The sequence below is a fragment of the Arcobacter sp. ISO1 genome (assembly GCF_058105185.1).
In genome coordinates, this window is the sequence record NZ_CM176573.1 from 2847765 (window position 1) to 2864691 (window position 16927).

The window sequence follows — 16927 nt, forward strand, 5'->3', positions numbered from 1 at the left end:
TTTAATTTGTAGACTTATATTTTTTAATCTCAAAAGTAGAGATTCATCCTCTGGGGTGTTATTTTATACTCCCATTGGAGAAAATCTATCGTTAGCTATGCATTTTATTAATTCAAGCTATGTTAGATATTACAATAAAAGATATAAATTATCTGGTCATCTATGGCAAGGAAGATACAAAAGTTTTATTGTACAAAAGGAAGAGTATTTATTAACACTATTAAGATATGTAGAAGCAAATCCTTTAAGGGCTAAGATAGTTAAGGATTGTATAGATTATAAATACTCATCTGCAAATAAAAGAGTGAAAACATAGATGATCCAATACTTGATGAAAACTGGCAATACATGATATGTAAAAGGTATGGTCTTGAATCTACACTTAGACCAAGGGGTAGACCTAAAAAAGACTCCTTTTAAAAAAGGTGCCTGTCCCCTTTATTTCATTTATTTAGTCATAGTTCAATCAAAAATATATAATAAAAAAAGAACTGTCTAAATTATTATGAATTTATAAGATAATTTTTGTTATCATCAAAAATTATCTTATAAATAATCTATATAATTATAAATTTAATATATTTAATATATTTAATCACTACACGCTCTAAAGGAAAAAAATGAAAAAAATCATGTTTATATTCTTGTTATTTTTAGACATTATAATGGCAAGTTCAAAAATTACTCCAGAAACTGTTATGTATGGAAACTGTCTTAATAGTTATGAAAAAAAATATATGAGAAATCCTAATATCAAAGCTTTTGCATATGGAATGGAAACTAATGGAAAAAGTTCTTGTGGTTGGGGAAGTGGATATAATATAGAAGAAGCTAGAAAAACTGCTTTAAAATATTGTAAGAAAGGAAAACTAAATGTTGAGTGTAAAGTCATTGATGAAAATGGAAAACTTATTGTAAAAAAAGGTGATTTTATTCCAATTGTTCCAAAATCAAATAGATATTTGTCAAAAGATGAATATTCTAAATACCTTAAAAATGGGAAAGATATTATAAATAGTAGTAAATGTCTTTTTTCCTTTAAACTTTATCTTCGAGGTAAACAACATCAGTCTTTTTATTTTGCTAGAGATGCTCAAGGGAAAGAGGTATGTGGAAAAAGTAAAAAGAAATTTACTATCCAAGCAGCAAAAGATGTTGCTTTTGCTAAATGCAATGAAGAGTTAAAGAAAAAAAATCTAAATGCCGTATGTAAACCTTATGCAGTAAACTTTGAGATTGTAGGAAAGGCAAAAGATTTTGGTTATGTAAAAGGTAAAGCTGATTATTTATATTCTATTCAAAAAGGAAAACTAAATAAGATTAAAAAATATATTTCTGAAAATGCTGATATAAATGCTGTTTCAAAAAATGGGGATTCTCCTATTTTTATTGCTGCTGCTAAGAATGATGAAGAGTTTTTTTTCTATTTAGTTGAAAGAAAAGCAAATATTAAACAAGTAATGAACAATGGTGTCAATTTATTAATGGCAGCTACATTAGGTGGAAATCCAAATATCATAAGATACTTATTGTCAAAGGGGTTTGATATTAATGCACAAAATGATAAAGGAAACACTTCTTTGCATATGGCTCTTATGCAGCTTGATACTTATTCTGCTGGAATTTTAATGCAAGAAGGAGCTGATGCAAGTATTAAAAATAAAAATGGCGTAAGTGGATATGATTTAGCAAAAAAATGGAAACTTGATCTTAATGCACTAAAAAAGATGGATATACATCCAGAAAAAGGTAATTGTGATCAAGTATTTGATGCTGCTAAAAAAGGAGATGTTTTAGGTTTGAAAAAATTAGCAGAAATAAAAGGTAATTTTAATCAATCATGCGATTATAGTCCACTTATACTTGCTTACGCAAAAGATGACGAGAGAATAATTCGAATAGTTCTTGATAATGGGATAGATATAAATATTAAAGATAGTGGAGGTAAAACAGCGTTAATGAACGCAAAAACTGCAAAAAAAGTGAAGATTCTTTTAGATTTAGGTGCAGACAAAATGATTAAAGACAAAAATGGTAAAACAGCCTATGAGCGTATTAAAAATGATAAATATGTAAGTAAAAAAATTAAAGATTTACTTAAATATTAAAATATTAGAAATAGAGGATAAATATATGGATATGACACTAAAGCAAATTGTTAAATATAAGGGATGATGTATCTCTTTTTTTAAAACTTTCATTCTCTCTACTAATGAGAGATATAAAAGATGTGCAAGGTTTAACAAAAGAATTTATAATAAATGATGAAAAAGTATATCTAACAACATCTCAAATAGGTACAGTTTTTTCAAGTGAACTTCTAGAAAAAATAGCTACTTTAAAAAAAGGAAAAGATGAAATTAAAAATTCAATAGATTTTTTAATTTATGGTTTTTAATAAAGTTATAGTTATCACCTGCACTTGCCTTGAGGTTAAGATATTTTTGATATAATCCAAAAATGAATTTAGAAGAGAAACTAAAACAACTACCTAAAGATGCTGGAGTATATCAATACTTCGATAGAAATGGCAAACTACTTTACATAGGAAAAGCTAAGGTTTTAAAAAACCGTGTAAAGTCATACTTTAAATTTACCCCAAAACTTCTACCATCTGATAAATTAAGTCCTAGAATTTATAAGATGATTAGTGAGGTTGAATCTTTAGAGTGGATTGTTGTACCAAATGAGCACGATGCTTTAATTTTAGAAAATTCTCTTATCAAACAATTAAAACCAAAATACAATATTTTACTTAGGGATGATAAAACCTATCCATATATTTATATAAATTTAAATGAAGATTTCCCAAGACTTGAGATTACAAGAAGAGTATTAAAAGATAAAAATGTCAAATACTTTGGTCCCTACTCCACTGGTGCTAGAGATATGCTTGATTCTATTTATGAAATAGTTCCATTGGTTCAAAAAAAATCTTGTATCAAAGGTAAAGAAGCTTGTCTTTTTTACCAAATAAAAAAATGCCATGCTCCTTGTGAAGGAAAGATTACAAAAGAGGATTATGCAAAACTTATTGATGAATCTTTAGGATATATTTACAATAAAAATAGGCTAGTTTCAAAACTAACATCAAAGATGGAAGAGTATAGTTCTGAGTTTAGATTTGAAGAAGCGATGAAACTTCGAGATAGAATTACAACAATCAAAAAATCTCAAATCCAAACAGGTATGGATTTAGCTACAAATGAAGACATAGACCTTTTTGCAATAAGTATAAAAGACAATAAAGCAGCCCTAGTTAGAATGTTTTTCAGAGATGGAAAACTTGCATCTTCAAACCATGATTATATTAAACCAAATAAAGAAGATATAGCAATTGATATAAATGAAGCCTATGAAAGAGCTATTGTAAATTACTATGACAATGAAATTCCACTTTTACCAAAAGAGATTATCATTGCCCATGAAATAGAAGAGAAGCAAGAGATTGAAGAGTTTATTCAAAATAGATTTTCAAAAAATATTCCAATAACCAACCCAAAAAGAGGCAAGAAAAAAGAGATTGTTCAAGTTGGAATCAATAATGCAAACGAACTTTTAAGACTTAGTGGTGCAACATCAAAATCTATTTATGTTGAGATAAAAGAGTTATTTAGACTTGATAAAACACCTTATAGATTTGAATGTTTTGATAACTCTCATATGATGGGACAAGCAACAGTTGGAGCAATGGTTACATGGGAAGAGAAATTTATAAAATCTGATTTTAGACATTATAACCTTGAAGCAAAAGATGAATATGCCCAAATGAGAGAAACTCTAATGAGAAGAGTTGAAAGTTTTGAAAAAAACCCTGCTCCTGATATGTGGGTTATTGATGGTGGTGAAACACTTCTTAAACTTGCTATTGACATAAGGAATTCATGTGGAGTTAATCTTGATATTTGTGCAATTGCAAAAGAAAAGCTTGATTTTAAAGCCCACAGAGCAAAAGGAAGTGCAAAGGATATTGTATTTTTTGAAAACAATAGTGAAATAGAGAAACTTGAACTTCTTCCAACAGACAAAAGATTACAATTTATACAAAGACTTAGAGATGAAGCCCATAGATTTGCTATATCATTTCATAAAAAACAAAAAAGAAAAGAGGATAGTAAAATTTCACTTCTTCAAATCAAAGGTATTGGAGAAGCAAAGGTTAAAAAACTTCTTTTATATTTTGGATCTTTTGAAAATATAAGAAATGCAAGTAAAGATGAATTAAAAGATATTCTAAACGAAAAAGATGCTATTGTTATACAAGAATTTTTTAATACACTTAAGGACTAACTCACTTTGGCAAAAATTGTTTTAAACAAAGAAAACTACTTTCATAATCTAGAAATAATTACAAAAAAAACAGGTTCAAAAGAAAAAACTGCTGTAGTACTAAAAGACAATGCTTATGGACATGGACTTCTTGAGATTGCTAGCTTAGCAAAAGAGTTTGGAATAACAAAAGCAGTAGTTAGAACCCTTGAAGAAGCTAAAAAAATCAAGACTTTTTTTGAGCAAATCTTAATTCTTGCTGATAGTAGTTATTCAACTTATTCACATACTTTTCACATAGTAGTGAATACAATTGAAGAAATACAAAGGTTACCCGAAAATACGAATGTTCACTTAAAAGTTGACACAGGAATGCATAGAAATGGAATAACCACCAAAACTCTAGAAGAGGCTATTTTAGGGGTCCTTTCGAAGAAATTAAATTTGACTGGCATAATGACCCATTATAGAAGTGCAGATGAACTTTCATGTGACTTTTTCTTTCAAAGGTCAGTTTTTAATCAAGTAAAAAAACAAGTGTGTGAAATATGTGAACAACTTTTTTTACCAATTCCTAAGTTTCATTCTGCTAATTCATCGGCTTTATTTAGGTTTAAGAATTTCGATGAAGATTTTGCAAGAGTGGGATTAGCCCAATATGGATACTTAGAAACAAATCCAATCTTTGATAATCCAAAATTGAAACCTGTAATGTCACTTTGGGCAAAAAAAATTTCAACAAGAACAATAGAAAAAAATCAAAAAGTTGGATATGGTGGAAAATTTATGGCAAAAGAAAAAATGGAAATTTCTACCTATGATGTTGGATATGGAGATGGATTTTTAAGACTTAATGGGAAACATGAATACCTTACTCCAAAGGGCTATCAAGTTTTAGGTAAAGTCTCAATGGATAATCTTTCTATAAATTCTTCAGATGAAGAGGTTTGTATTTTTGATGATGTGACAAAATTAGCAAAAATCCATGACACAATAACTTATGAAATAACTACAACCCTAATGCCAGGTATCAAAAAAGTCATAAAATGAAAAAAACAATTGTTCTATTAGTTGTTTTCATAAACCTATTAAATGCAATTAGCTTTGAAGAGGTGAAAAATTATGAAAAAAAATATGGAACATTAGAAGCTTTATCATATTATAGAAGCTTAGCTTCAAAAAACGATACAAAAGCAATGATTGAAATTGCAAAGATTTATGCAAATGGTAAAGAGGTTCAAAGAAGTGTTCAAACTTCATATAAATATTTACAAAAAGCTTCAAAACTAAACGACCCAGAAGCTTTTTATTTAATAGGAAAACTTCAACTAAACAAAAAAACACCCTACTACAATCTAGTTGATGCTTACAATTCTTTTGTTAAATCTTCAAAACTAAACTACGCACCTGCTCAAAATATGTTAGGATTATTTTTAGTTAATGGTGTAGTCATAGAAAAAGATTTTAAAATGGCAGTAAAATATTTTGAAAGAGCATCAAAGCAAGGATTAATAGATGCACAATGTAATTTAGCCTTTATGTATGCTAGTGGTAAAGGAGTTTTCCCAAACTTTGGTAGAGCCAATGCATTTGCAAAAAAAGGTAAAGAGCTTGGAAATAAAAAATGTATCAAAGTATGGGATGACTATAATTTAGAAAAATATTCAGAAGATAAGGGTTGGAAATTTAACTTCTATAATAAGCCTTAGTTTACCAAAGCATCATGCCATTGAACTAAACTTAATCTATATCCACTTTTTACTTCTAAAACTTCATGGGTAAAATATGGATTGCTTAAAAAAACTATCATTTCACCAGCTTTTGGGATATACTTGATATTGTTTCCCTTTTCATCATATAAAAAATTGAAGACTAATTCTCCACCACGAAAAGTATTAAAATCTTCATTATCTTCACATGAACTAGCAAACAATACAGTAGTAACTTTTCTGTTTATTGCTACATTTTTAAATCCTATTAATTCATCATCTTTAAAAATCATATTTGAATCATCGCTATGAGCTTTATAAAAAGAACCCTTTTGGTACTCTAAAACTTGAACTTTTGTACTAGTTGTTAAAGCCATTGAGAAAAAATCTTCAATTAGTTTTTGACACTCTAAAAATCTTATTTTATAAATATTTTTATACTCATTTGATAGCTTATAGATTTTTGTCTTTCTAATACTTTTATCTGTTTTATTTAGATAATTTTCTTTTTTAATCTTTGCATCAATATAATCATCTTCTTTTTTGATACTTTTAATAATATCATCACATAAAGATTCAGCTAAAAAGTCTTTAATAATCAAAAATGGATAATCATAATATGGATTTGGAAGTAATCCAAACTCTAATTTAAATTGATTAAGTCTTTTATCACAAAAGACAAAATTACTAATTTGCTCTAATTTCAATCTTGTTCCTAATATTAAATAAGAGCGTAATTATAATTGAAAAAAAAAGTTTATTTCTAAAAATAAACTTAAGTAATATTTAAAGACTCTAAAGGTACTGAAAAAGGGATATCTTAGTGGAAAACTAAGATCAATTTGTAATACTTATATCTTTTAAAATAAATTCTATTTTATTTTTTTGGCAGTATTTTATATATTTTTCAAAATTTTCATCTAAAATATTTTGATCATATGAGGCTAAAGATAATACAACTTGTCTTTTGTCATTGATTATTTTTGGTAAAGAAGATAGCTCAACTTGTTTTGGCATTTGTTTCATTACAGGGATTAAGTCATTTTCTCCACAAAATGCAGTTAAAGTTTTTCTATATTTTTCAATCTCATTTTTAGGATAAAATTTATCTAAAGCTTCAATTACCATTGATTGGCTCATTGAAGGAAACCCTGGAGTAAAGAAGAATCTATTTTCTAAATAGAACCCTGCAACATTATTTACAACATTTTTAAGTAATCCTGCATTTAATGGCAAATGCCCCATCTCTATTCTAAAAGGATAAGCCTCATCACCAAATTGATTGATTATTAGTTTTGTTGCCTTTTCATGATATTGCATTTTCCCATCAGTAAAAACTTTTGCAGCTATTGCTCTAGTGTAATCATCAGGTGTAGCACCAATTCCTCCAAAACAAAACATTACAGAGTTTTCATCTGATTTTATAAGTCGGAATATTTTTTCCATAAGCTCCACATCATCTTCAACTACAAATGAAGCTTTATGATTCCAATTTCGTTTTAATAATTGTTCATTTAAAAAAGAAAAATGGGCATCTTTTCTTCGCCCATTTAATAGTTCAGTTCCAATAATTACACTATAAAAGTTAGGTTGATTTTTCATTATATTTTTGATTTTATAAAAGTTTCCATCTCATCAACAATCTCTTTGATTGTTCTCTCACCATTTATCTTCACCAATAAATTTTTAGATTCATAAAACTCTTGAATTGTTTTTAAAGGCTCAATATAAACTTTCATTCTATTATTAAAAACTTCCACATTATCATCTGCACCTCTTGCTCGACCTAAAACTCTATCTCTAGCTACTTCTGGTGAAACAACTACTTCAATAATATTAACTAATTCAACTTCCGTTTCATTTACTAAATATTTATCTAATTCATTCATTTGTTCAAAACTTCTTGGATATCCATCGATTATAATTATATCAGTAGGAGCATTTTTTATTGCAGTTATAATAGTTTCAATAGCAATATCAATTGGAACTATAAGACCTTTACTGATATATGTCTCAATTAAAGCTCCCCTTTGGCTTCCACTTGCAACTTCCGCTCTAAACATATCTCCAGTTGAATAATGTGTAATATTTTTATGATTTTCAGCTATCAATTCTGCATCTGTTGTTTTACCACTACCTGGTGCACCTATTATTAAAAATAATTTTTTCATCTAAACCCTTTGAATTTTGAGAGAGTGATTATAACAAAACTCTTATGAATTGTTTATTTGATATTAAATGGTTTTTGAATACAATACCCAAATCAAAAAAGAAAAACTAAGGAAAAGAAACATGAACTTAATGTTATTTGGAGCACCTGGAGCTGGTAAAGGAACTCAAGCAAAATTTTTAATTGAAAAATATAATATTCCACAAATCTCTACAGGAGACATTTTAAGAGCAGCAATCGCTGATAAAACAGAAATGGGTATGGAAGCTAAAAAATTTATGGATGCAGGTCAATTAGTTCCTGATTCAACAATTATTGGTATTATTAAAGATAGACTTGCTGAAAATGACTGTAAAGAAGGTTTTATTTTAGATGGTTTCCCAAGAACTTTAGCTCAAGCTGAAGCTTTAAAAAAGTTAATGGCAAATATGCAAATTTCATTAGATAAAGTTATTTCACTGAATGTTCCAGATGAAATGATTGTTGAAAGAATTACAGGAAGAAGAACTTCTAAAAAAACTGGTAAAATTTACCATATTAAATTCAACCCTCCAGTTGATGAAAAAGAAGAAGATCTAGTACAAAGAGCTGATGATACAGAAGAGACTGTTACTAAAAGATTAGCAGCATACCATGAGCAAACTGCTCCATTAATTGATTTTTATAAAGATATGGGAGTATTTATTGAACTTGATGGGACTAAAGATGTTTCAGATGTTACTAAAGATATGATTAACGCTTTAGCGTAATTTAATACATAAAAAAGAAAAAAGGGACAACTTTATATTGTTGTCCCTTTTTTTATGATTTAATTTTCAGCTTTATATTGTTCTATAAAATCTTCTAATAGATAGTCAACTATAGACTCATAAATATCAAGTTCTAAGTCTTCGGCAATAAAACTATCATCTTTTTTATATGTTATTCCTATTGTGAGAAGTGCCTCATCCCTTACAGGCTTTATATCTTCAACTATCATAATAGAAGTTTGCACAAGTTGTTTATTGGCAATTTTTAGTACTTTTGCTTTAATTATGAAATTTGAATACTTTTCAGTCTTTGTTTGGATTCCTAATTTTTCAAGCTCTTCTTTTACTTTTTTAGTAATCTTTTCTTCAAGCTTTTTTGAGATGTTTTCTTTTTTATTTAAAAACTTAAGATTTACCTCTTTTACATTTTCTAAAGAGTATGGAGTTAGAGCAAAAGAGTAAACAAATGTAAAAAATAGAAGAATTAATTTTTTCATTTTGAAACCACCTCATCCAAGATTTTAGAAAACTCTTTTCTATTTTTATATCCTAGAACTTTTTTTACTACATTTTCATTATTTGGATTTATAAAATAAACTGTTGGCACAACTTTTACTTCAAATTTTTTAGGGTAATTTTCTAAGTCTTGATCAACAGCTAAAGGAATAAAATTTTTCTGAATTATATTATTAATATTCTCTCTTTTTAGAGTCTGTCTTTCTAGTTTTCTACACCAAGGGCAAGATTTAGTACTAGCAATCATCATAATAGACTTGTTTTCTTTTTTTGCCTTTTCTAAAGCTTTCTCATAAACAGTTTCATAATTCATCTGCTCAATAAATTTTGAAGATGATGCAAATAATCCACTTAATAAAAGGATTAATAATAAAATATATTTCATAGCTACTCCTTAGCTTTGCATTGATGTGCCAGCACTTTTTCTTCTTTGATAGTATTTTTTGTCAATAACGATATCTTTTTGTTTCTCTTTTCTTGCTCTATCTTTTTCCACAAATATTGGTTTTCTTGTTTCTGGATCAAGTTCAGTGTAATACATAACTGCTGAGTATGTTCCAGGAGTTGGAGTGAATACCTGAGCTTGTTCTGGATTCATCTTTAATTCATGGGTAGTAAATTGTTTTAATTCATGCATATCTCTTTCTTCACATCCAGGATGCGCAGCAATTAAATAATAAGTTAAAAACTGTTTCTTACCAGCTTCTTTGTTTAATCTATCATACATCTTTTTAAACTCAATTAATGGCTGTTTCCCAGGTTTACCCATAAGTTTTAAAACCCTATCAGATGTGTGTTCAGGTGCAACTTTCATTTGTCCAGAGATATGATGTTCAACTAACTCTTTTAAATATGTATATCCATGTTTTTTATCTGCTGGAATAAAATCATATCTTAATCCTGAAGCTACAAAGGCTTTTTTAACCCCAGGTACTTCTCTAATATCTCGAAGTAATTTTATACTTCTACTATGGTCAACTTTCATAACCTTACAAAGCCTATCAAAGTCAACACATCTGATATCATCACAAGTTCCCTTTTTAAGCTTTTTACCACACTCATATCCATACATATTTGCAGTAGGACCTCCCACATCAGAAATGATTCCTTTAAAATCTTTCATTTTAGTAAAATCTTTTGCTTCTTGGATAATGTTTGATTCACTTCTAGTACGTATAGTTCTTCCTTGGTGAACTCCAATAGCACAGAAGTTACACTCTCCCCAACATCCATGGTGAGTTTGAATAGAAAACTTAATAGTTTCTAGACATTTTACTTTACCCTCTGGCTTGTGGTAAGGGTGTAAATCCCTTTGGTATGGATACATTGCAATCTCATCCATCTCTTTCTCATCAAGGTAATCACATGGGGGATTTTGTATAGCATATCTAGTATCAACTTTTTGACAAAGTCCATTTGCATTTATGGGGTCATTGTTTTGATAAAAATGGTCAAAAAGATCTATATATTTCTCTTTATCATCTAAACATTCTTGGTGTGATGGAAGTTGTATGAAATCTTCAACTGGCTCTTTAGAGATATAACATATACCTCTAACCTTCCTTGGGTCTGTTCCATCTCTTAGGGCTAAAGAAAACTCTCTAATTGCCATCTCACCCATACCATATATCAAGTAATCAGCTTTTGAATCAAAAAGTACTGGTTTTCTTAATTTATTTGTCCAATAATCATAATGGGTAACACGTCTTAAACTTGCCTCAATTCCACCTAAAACAACTGGTACTGTATTTTTAAAATTTCTTCTAATTAGATTTGTATAAACTAATGTTGCCCTATCAGGTCTTTTATCATTTTTCCCACCTGGAGTATAATCATCAGAATTTCTAAACTTTTTTGTAGCAGTGTAGTTTGATACCATTGAATCGATACTTCCACCACTAACTCCCCAATAAATTTTTGGTTCACCAAGTCTAGTAATATCATCAGATTTAACATCAGGTTGACCAATAATTCCAACTTTAAATCCAAGCTGTTCTAAAATTCTCCCAACAACTGCAACTCCTATAAAGGGAGAATCTATATATGCATCACCACTTACTAGGATAACATCACATTGATCCCATCCTAAGGCATCCATCTCTTTTTTTGTAGTTGGTAAGAATTTTGTTTTTATATTATTCATTTAAATTTTGACTCTTTATATATTTTTTCGTATTGTGCCAAAATCTTTGTTAATCTACATATATTTAAGACTTTAATTCTAATTATAAATTTTCAGTTAAATTTTCATCTATCTTTTTAATATCAAGTAACATAGCAACTTGTGATTCCCCAAAATCATTTATATCAACTAAACTTTTGATTAGTGTTCCTGAACCTAAAAAGTGACTTTCAATATTTTGTATTGAATCTCTTTGAACAACTGAAATGCTTTCTAAGGAAGAAACTAAAATTCCAACACAATGGCCCTTGTTATCTTTATCATATTCAAACAAGATGATATTATCCACCTCATTATCTTTTATATCTTCATTTAAAAAATCTCTTATATCAAGTACTGAGATTAATCTTTCTTTATGTAAAACCATCCCTTTAAAATGATTTTTCTTATCCATTTCTATTGATTCTTGTAATTTATCAATTCCTACAGATTCAATTACATTTGAAGCTTCAACTGCTAAAAATTTATTCCCTAAATAAAATGTTGCTAGTTCTACACTATTTTCATCAAATTTTTTATTTGAACTATTATTTAGAAACTTCTCTTTTTTGTTTTCTTGATAAGTTAATTTATCTTTCTTCTCACCTATGTAAATAAAAACAAAAGATAAAATATCATTTTTATATTTATCCTTGCTACTTTTGTATTCCCTATAACCACTTGAACATCGAACTCCTACTGCATAGTATTTACCGTTTCTTTCTATAATCTCACTTAACTTTTCACCATTTTTAAGTTCAAAAAATTTATCATCAATTTCAAGCCTTGAGTCAACTTCATATTTCTCACTTGTTGTTGAGATAATTGTTTTATCTCTATTTGTAAAAAATGCATAAACCCCATCATTTTTTGTGGGTAAACAATCTTCAAGCATAGCTTGAAATTGTGGTTTTGAATCAAATACAATTGCAATCCCACCATTTATTACTGAATCATCTTTAGAGGACCTAATTGCAGCACAATAAACATAGGTTGACTCATTATTGTATAGATTTGTTTTTTCAAATTTTGAAACACAATACTCTTGTGTATCTTGTAGTTTAAAAGTATCTCCAACCCAGTTTTGAGATAATACTTTCCCAATAAGATGTTTTTCATTATCATTTGATACAGCTATAATCTTTCCATCTTTGTCAAATACCATTAAATTGGTGTAAACTGTATATAATTCATTGATATATTTTAAAATTGAAGCAATCTGTTTTTCATGGTAACTTAATGAAGAAGGCTCATCAAACATCTCTCTAAAAGAAGAGCTTAAAGCCCACCACCTACAGTCATTTGCCCTTTCATAAAGATTTCTGTCCATAATATCAATTGCTAAAGATGATAAAAACTCACTATCTTTTAAAATTGAACTAATAATAGTTTTGTTTAGATTATTTAAAGATGAATTTGCTTTAGTACCTGTAATTCCAATCTCATTTAAAAGTGATTTTGAAAATCCTCTATTTGAAGAGTTTAGTTTACTTTGAGCAATATTACCATTCCAAATTACTCGACTTAGATTATCTTGGATAGTTTTACTTTTATTAAATACATCTTTTAAGTCTTTTGAAAAATGGTTTTCATTTTCCATCATTGAATCAATAACTTTTTTATCAAAACTTACATCATTTAAGACATCACTTAAAAAAGCATACTCTAAAGGAATCATTATATGCCCATACCAATTTAAACCCATAAAACCTTGATATCCCTTTGTTTTACAACTCTTTGCAATATAATCTCTACCTTGAAAAGAGATAATTTTATAAGTCTCATCTTTAACAATTGGTACTTTTACATCCCACGGAATATGATTCCTATCACTTGAAGCTATAACATAACCATTTTCATCTAACAGGACCAAACACTCTTTATTTGAAGGATCAATTAAATTATCAAACACACCTCTCATCTCATCAATAAATTTAAAACATAAAGATAATACGCCTATAGTTTCTGAATTTGGATTGTTGTTTTGAGTAACTTTATATGAGTATACAAGTGATCTTTTTAATTTCGGTAAGAAATCATGGTTCTCGTAAGTTTCTATATACTCTTCACTTGTATTTATAACCTTATCAATAAATTTCTTATCAATAAAATCCCCAGGAGTATTTTCATCTAATCTTGCTAAAATTCTTCCACTTGTATCTGCTAAAACAATATCAAAATAGACAGAATACTTATCAACATATTCTTGAAATCTATTTTTTATATTACCTTTTAAACCTTTACTATCATCATTATATTTTGAAACATAATTTTGAATAAAATACCTAATATCATAATCGGTTGCAAGAAAGCCAATATCAGCTGTTCTTTCAAAAAGATTTCTTATAACAATATCAATTGCAACTTGTGCTTTAAAATTCATCTCAGCAGTTACTTTTTTGATTGTTTCTTCACTTAAGTGATTTAATAAAGTTGAAGTAAGATTTAAAAAGTTTTCTTTTGTTTTTCCAATATCAATATTTATATCTCCCAATTGTCCTAAAAGCGCATAGATATCCCAAGAGGAACTTAAAGTTCCTAACTCTTCTCTGTATTTTTCTACATCTTCAATATATTTTATTATGGGATAAAGTTCTTTTTTTACATTTATACCTTTATAATCGATTAGATTTTTTGACATAAAGTTCCTTCATTTTTGATATTATAATGATACTACATATCAATAAAAAAGGTTTTATACAACTGTATAAAAAATCAACTTTTTAAATAAATAATTTTTTGGTATGATTAAAAGAGGAATTTTATAAAGTACTTAATCTTCTAACTAAAGCATACATAGATATTTTCCAATTTCTTTCAAAAACATCAACTTCAATGATTTTCCCATCAATATAATTTGCATAAGATTGTGCAATTTTATAATTATTACCAAGATCAAGAATTATATGTCGTAAGTGCTCTTCTTGAGAAAATTCTAAAAAACTTGAAACTTCATTTAAGTGAATCACTCTGTTTTCTTTGTGATAAACATCAAGTCTAAATCTTTTAGCAAAGTAATCAAGTCTTTCATTAAATACCAAAAAACCGTAAACCTCTGCCCTATCTATTCTTTCTTTTAAATACAAATATGTCTCATCTAACTCTTTCAATAACTTTTCATAGTTAATTTTGAAGTACTCTTTGTTGTATTCTTGCATACTTACTAATTGTTCATAAATATTTTTTGCATACTCTCTACAAAGGATGGGATCCATCCAAATATATGGATTATCTAAACCATTTTTAGTTTTAAGTTTTGGGATATTTTTATTAAGATTTATCACTTTTATTTCATTGTTTTTTGATTTTAAAATATCAACAATTTTTTTTTCAACTGCTAAGTTTTGTGTAAAATAATATTTGGTAAAAGCTAAATTATCAAAAGTTTTCTCTTTTATTTTTGATAAATCATCATGTTCTGAGAAAACTGTTTTTATATAAACTTTTTCATAAGCTATTTTTTTTATAAAGTATTCTTGAAAAGGATAAGTGATTGTAACAATATCACGAGAGAATAAAAAAGTTGTAAAAAGAAGTAGTATTAAGAATATCTTTTTCATACTACCTCTTTTTTTGATTAGATTTCTGTTTTTCTAATTCTTAGTGCAAGTTCTTTTAATTGCTCATTATCAACAGCTGAAGGTGCTTGAGTTAATAAACATTGAGCTCTTTGAGTTTTAGGGAATGCAATTACATCTCTAATTGAATCAGTTCCAGCTAGTAACATAATCATTCTATCAAAACCAAGGGCAAATCCACCATGACTTGGAGCACCATATCTTAATGCTTCAAGTAAGAATCCAAATTTCTCATTAGCTTCTTCTTGAGAGATTCCCATAAGCTCAAATACTTTTTGTTGAATCTCTTCTTTATGAATTCTGATTGAACCACCACCTAATTCTGTACCATTTAATACAATATCATAAGCAATTGATTCAATATCTTCTAAATCTTCAACGTTGTTTAAATCACATTTTTCTAAATTTGGCATTGTAAATGGGTGGTGAAGTGCTTTTGTTTTTCCATCTTCAGTTTCAAACATTGGGAAATCAACAACCCAGATAAATTCATAAGCATCTGCAGGAATAATATCCATTTGCTCTGCAAGGTAAAGTCTAAATCTACCCATATAATCACAAACTGTTTTTTTGTCCCCTGCTCCAAAGAATACAACATCTCCAACTTCAAGTTCAGTTGTTTTTACGATTGCTTCTAAATCCTCTTCTGAGAAAAATTTAGTTAAAGGACCTTTTAAACCATCCTCTTTCATTTGGAAATAACCTAAACCTTTAGCTCCAAACTTTCTAACATAATCTTCAAAACCTTTCATTTGTCTTTTTGAGAATAGATTATCTCCATTTGGACATCTAAGTGCTTTGATTCTATTGTTTTTCTTATCTTTTGCAATTGAAGCAAAGATTTCATTTGTTGAGTTAGCAAAAATATCAATAACATCAACCATTGCCATATCAAATCTCATATCTGGTTTATCAGAACCATATTTTTCCATTGCATCTTTATATGTAATTCTTGGGAAAGTTGATGGAACCTCTTTACCACAAGCTGTAAAAGTATCATGGATTAATTTCTCAGCTACTTTAATTACATCTTCTTGGTTACAAAAACTCATTTCAACATCGATTTGAGTAAATTCTGGTTGTCTATCTGCTCTTAAGTCTTCATCTCTAAAACATTTAGCAATTTGGAAATATTTATCAAAACCAGATACCATCAATAATTGTTTAAATAATTGTGGTGATTGTGGTAATGCATAAAACTCACCTGGGTGAACTCTACTTGGAACAAGATAATCTCTAGCACCTTCTGGAGTTGATTTTGTTAAAATTGGAGTCTCAACATCTAAAAATCCTAAATCATTTAGGCAGTTTCTAACTGCAATATTAGCTGTACTTCTTAATTTAAAAATATCAAGTGATTTTTTTGTTCTTAATTCTAAAAATCTATTTCTTAATCTAATCTCTTCATTAACTTTTTCATCACCTAATTCAAAAGGCATAGGCTTAGATTTATTTTCGATAACTAACTTTTCAACAACAATTTCAATTTTTCCAGTGATAAGGTTTGGATTTTCTAAACCTTCACCCCTAGCTCTTACTTTACCAGTTGCAATTAAAACAAACTCATCTCTTACACTGTCAGCTGTTTTCCAAGCATCTTCATTATCTTCAGGGTCACAAACAAGTTGAACCAACCCTCCCCTGTCTCTTAAATCAATAAAAATAATTCCACCATGATCTCGTCTACTGTTTACCCAACCAGCAACTGTTACGATTTCATCAATGTTTTTTTCTGTTACTTCTGTACAATAATGCGTTCTCAAATCTGACTCCGT

The 16927-nt window shown here is 28.4% G+C and carries 16 protein-coding genes; 7 read left to right on the forward strand and 9 right to left on the reverse strand.

The genetic code is table 11. From position 1 onward, the window contains the following. Positions 1-55: 55 nt before the first annotated feature. The 6 genes from AC2TY9_RS14100 to AC2TY9_RS14125 all read left to right on the forward strand — a co-directional run bounded on the left by AC2TY9_RS14100 (position 56) and on the right by AC2TY9_RS14125 (position 5978). A complete protein-coding gene (locus tag AC2TY9_RS14100) occupies positions 56-316 on the forward strand; it encodes a transposase (RefSeq protein ID WP_489778158.1) in 261 nt (86 codons plus the stop codon). Between the two features lie 304 nt (positions 317-620). Then, a complete protein-coding gene (locus AC2TY9_RS14105) occupies positions 621-2108 on the forward strand; it encodes an ankyrin repeat domain-containing protein (RefSeq protein WP_489778159.1) in 1488 nt (495 codons plus the stop codon). 47 nt (positions 2109-2155) lie between these two features. After that, positions 2156-2398, forward strand: a complete 243-nt coding sequence (locus AC2TY9_RS14110; protein ID WP_489778160.1) for a CcdB family protein — start codon at positions 2156-2158, stop codon at positions 2396-2398. A gap of 62 nt (positions 2399-2460) precedes the next feature. Then, complete coding sequence (gene uvrC, locus AC2TY9_RS14115) at positions 2461-4290, forward strand: excinuclease ABC subunit UvrC (protein ID WP_489778161.1); 1830 nt, start codon at positions 2461-2463, stop codon at positions 4288-4290. A gap of 6 nt (positions 4291-4296) precedes the next feature. After that, positions 4297-5319: an alanine racemase gene (locus tag AC2TY9_RS14120; RefSeq protein WP_489778162.1), complete on the forward strand. Its 1023-nt coding sequence runs from the start codon at positions 4297-4299 to the stop codon at positions 5317-5319. Further along, on the forward strand, positions 5316-5978 hold the full coding sequence (locus tag AC2TY9_RS14125) for a tetratricopeptide repeat protein (RefSeq protein ID WP_489778163.1): 663 nt from the start codon (positions 5316-5318) through the stop codon (positions 5976-5978). Before AC2TY9_RS14120 ends, AC2TY9_RS14125 begins: the two co-directional genes overlap by 4 nt. Here AC2TY9_RS14125 and AC2TY9_RS14130 read toward each other — a convergent pair. The 3 genes from AC2TY9_RS14130 to AC2TY9_RS14140 all read right to left on the reverse strand — a co-directional run bounded on the left by AC2TY9_RS14130 (position 5975) and on the right by AC2TY9_RS14140 (position 8149). Next, a complete protein-coding gene (locus AC2TY9_RS14130) occupies positions 5975-6685 on the reverse strand; it encodes a 2OG-Fe(II) oxygenase (protein WP_489778164.1) in 711 nt (236 codons plus the stop codon). The genes AC2TY9_RS14125 and AC2TY9_RS14130 overlap by 4 nt on opposite strands. Before the next feature lie 130 nt (positions 6686-6815). Further along, positions 6816-7580 carry a competence/damage-inducible protein A gene (locus tag AC2TY9_RS14135; RefSeq protein WP_489778165.1) on the reverse strand — a complete coding sequence of 255 codons (765 nt, stop codon included), beginning with the start codon at positions 7578-7580 and terminating at the stop codon, positions 6816-6818. Further along, complete coding sequence (locus AC2TY9_RS14140; protein WP_489778166.1) at positions 7580-8149, reverse strand: adenylate kinase; 570 nt, start codon at positions 8147-8149, stop codon at positions 7580-7582. Before AC2TY9_RS14140 ends, AC2TY9_RS14135 begins: the two co-directional genes overlap by 1 nt. Positions 8150-8270: 121 nt before the next feature. Between AC2TY9_RS14140 and AC2TY9_RS14145 the strand changes: the two genes are divergently transcribed. Then, complete coding sequence (locus AC2TY9_RS14145; RefSeq protein ID WP_489778167.1) at positions 8271-8897, forward strand: adenylate kinase; 627 nt, start codon at positions 8271-8273, stop codon at positions 8895-8897. Positions 8898-8956: 59 nt separating this feature from the next. On the opposite strand, the gene AC2TY9_RS14150 is transcribed toward AC2TY9_RS14145, so the two are convergent. The 6 genes from AC2TY9_RS14150 to aspS form a co-directional block, all read right to left on the reverse strand. Continuing rightward, positions 8957-9394: a hypothetical protein gene (locus AC2TY9_RS14150; protein ID WP_489778168.1), complete on the reverse strand. Its 438-nt coding sequence runs from the start codon at positions 9392-9394 to the stop codon at positions 8957-8959. Beyond that, complete coding sequence (locus tag AC2TY9_RS14155; RefSeq protein ID WP_489778169.1) at positions 9391-9798, reverse strand: thioredoxin family protein; 408 nt, start codon at positions 9796-9798, stop codon at positions 9391-9393. The genes AC2TY9_RS14150 and AC2TY9_RS14155 overlap by 4 nt, the downstream gene beginning before the upstream one ends. Before the next feature lie 9 nt (positions 9799-9807). Next, positions 9808-11556 carry a YgiQ family radical SAM protein gene (locus tag AC2TY9_RS14160; protein WP_489778170.1) on the reverse strand — a complete coding sequence of 583 codons (1749 nt, stop codon included), beginning with the start codon at positions 11554-11556 and terminating at the stop codon, positions 9808-9810. An 82-nt stretch (positions 11557-11638) separates the two neighbouring features. After that, positions 11639-14215, reverse strand: coding sequence for a chemotaxis protein CheW (locus AC2TY9_RS14165; protein ID WP_489778171.1), 2577 nt, complete (start codon positions 14213-14215; stop codon positions 11639-11641). A gap of 121 nt (positions 14216-14336) precedes the next feature. Then, positions 14337-15134: a metal ABC transporter solute-binding protein, Zn/Mn family gene (locus AC2TY9_RS14170; protein WP_489778172.1), complete on the reverse strand. Its 798-nt coding sequence runs from the start codon at positions 15132-15134 to the stop codon at positions 14337-14339. Between the two features lie 17 nt (positions 15135-15151). Beyond that, positions 15152-16915, reverse strand: a complete 1764-nt coding sequence (gene aspS, locus AC2TY9_RS14175; protein WP_489778173.1) for an aspartate--tRNA ligase — start codon at positions 16913-16915, stop codon at positions 15152-15154. Positions 16916-16927: the final 12 nt, after the last annotated feature.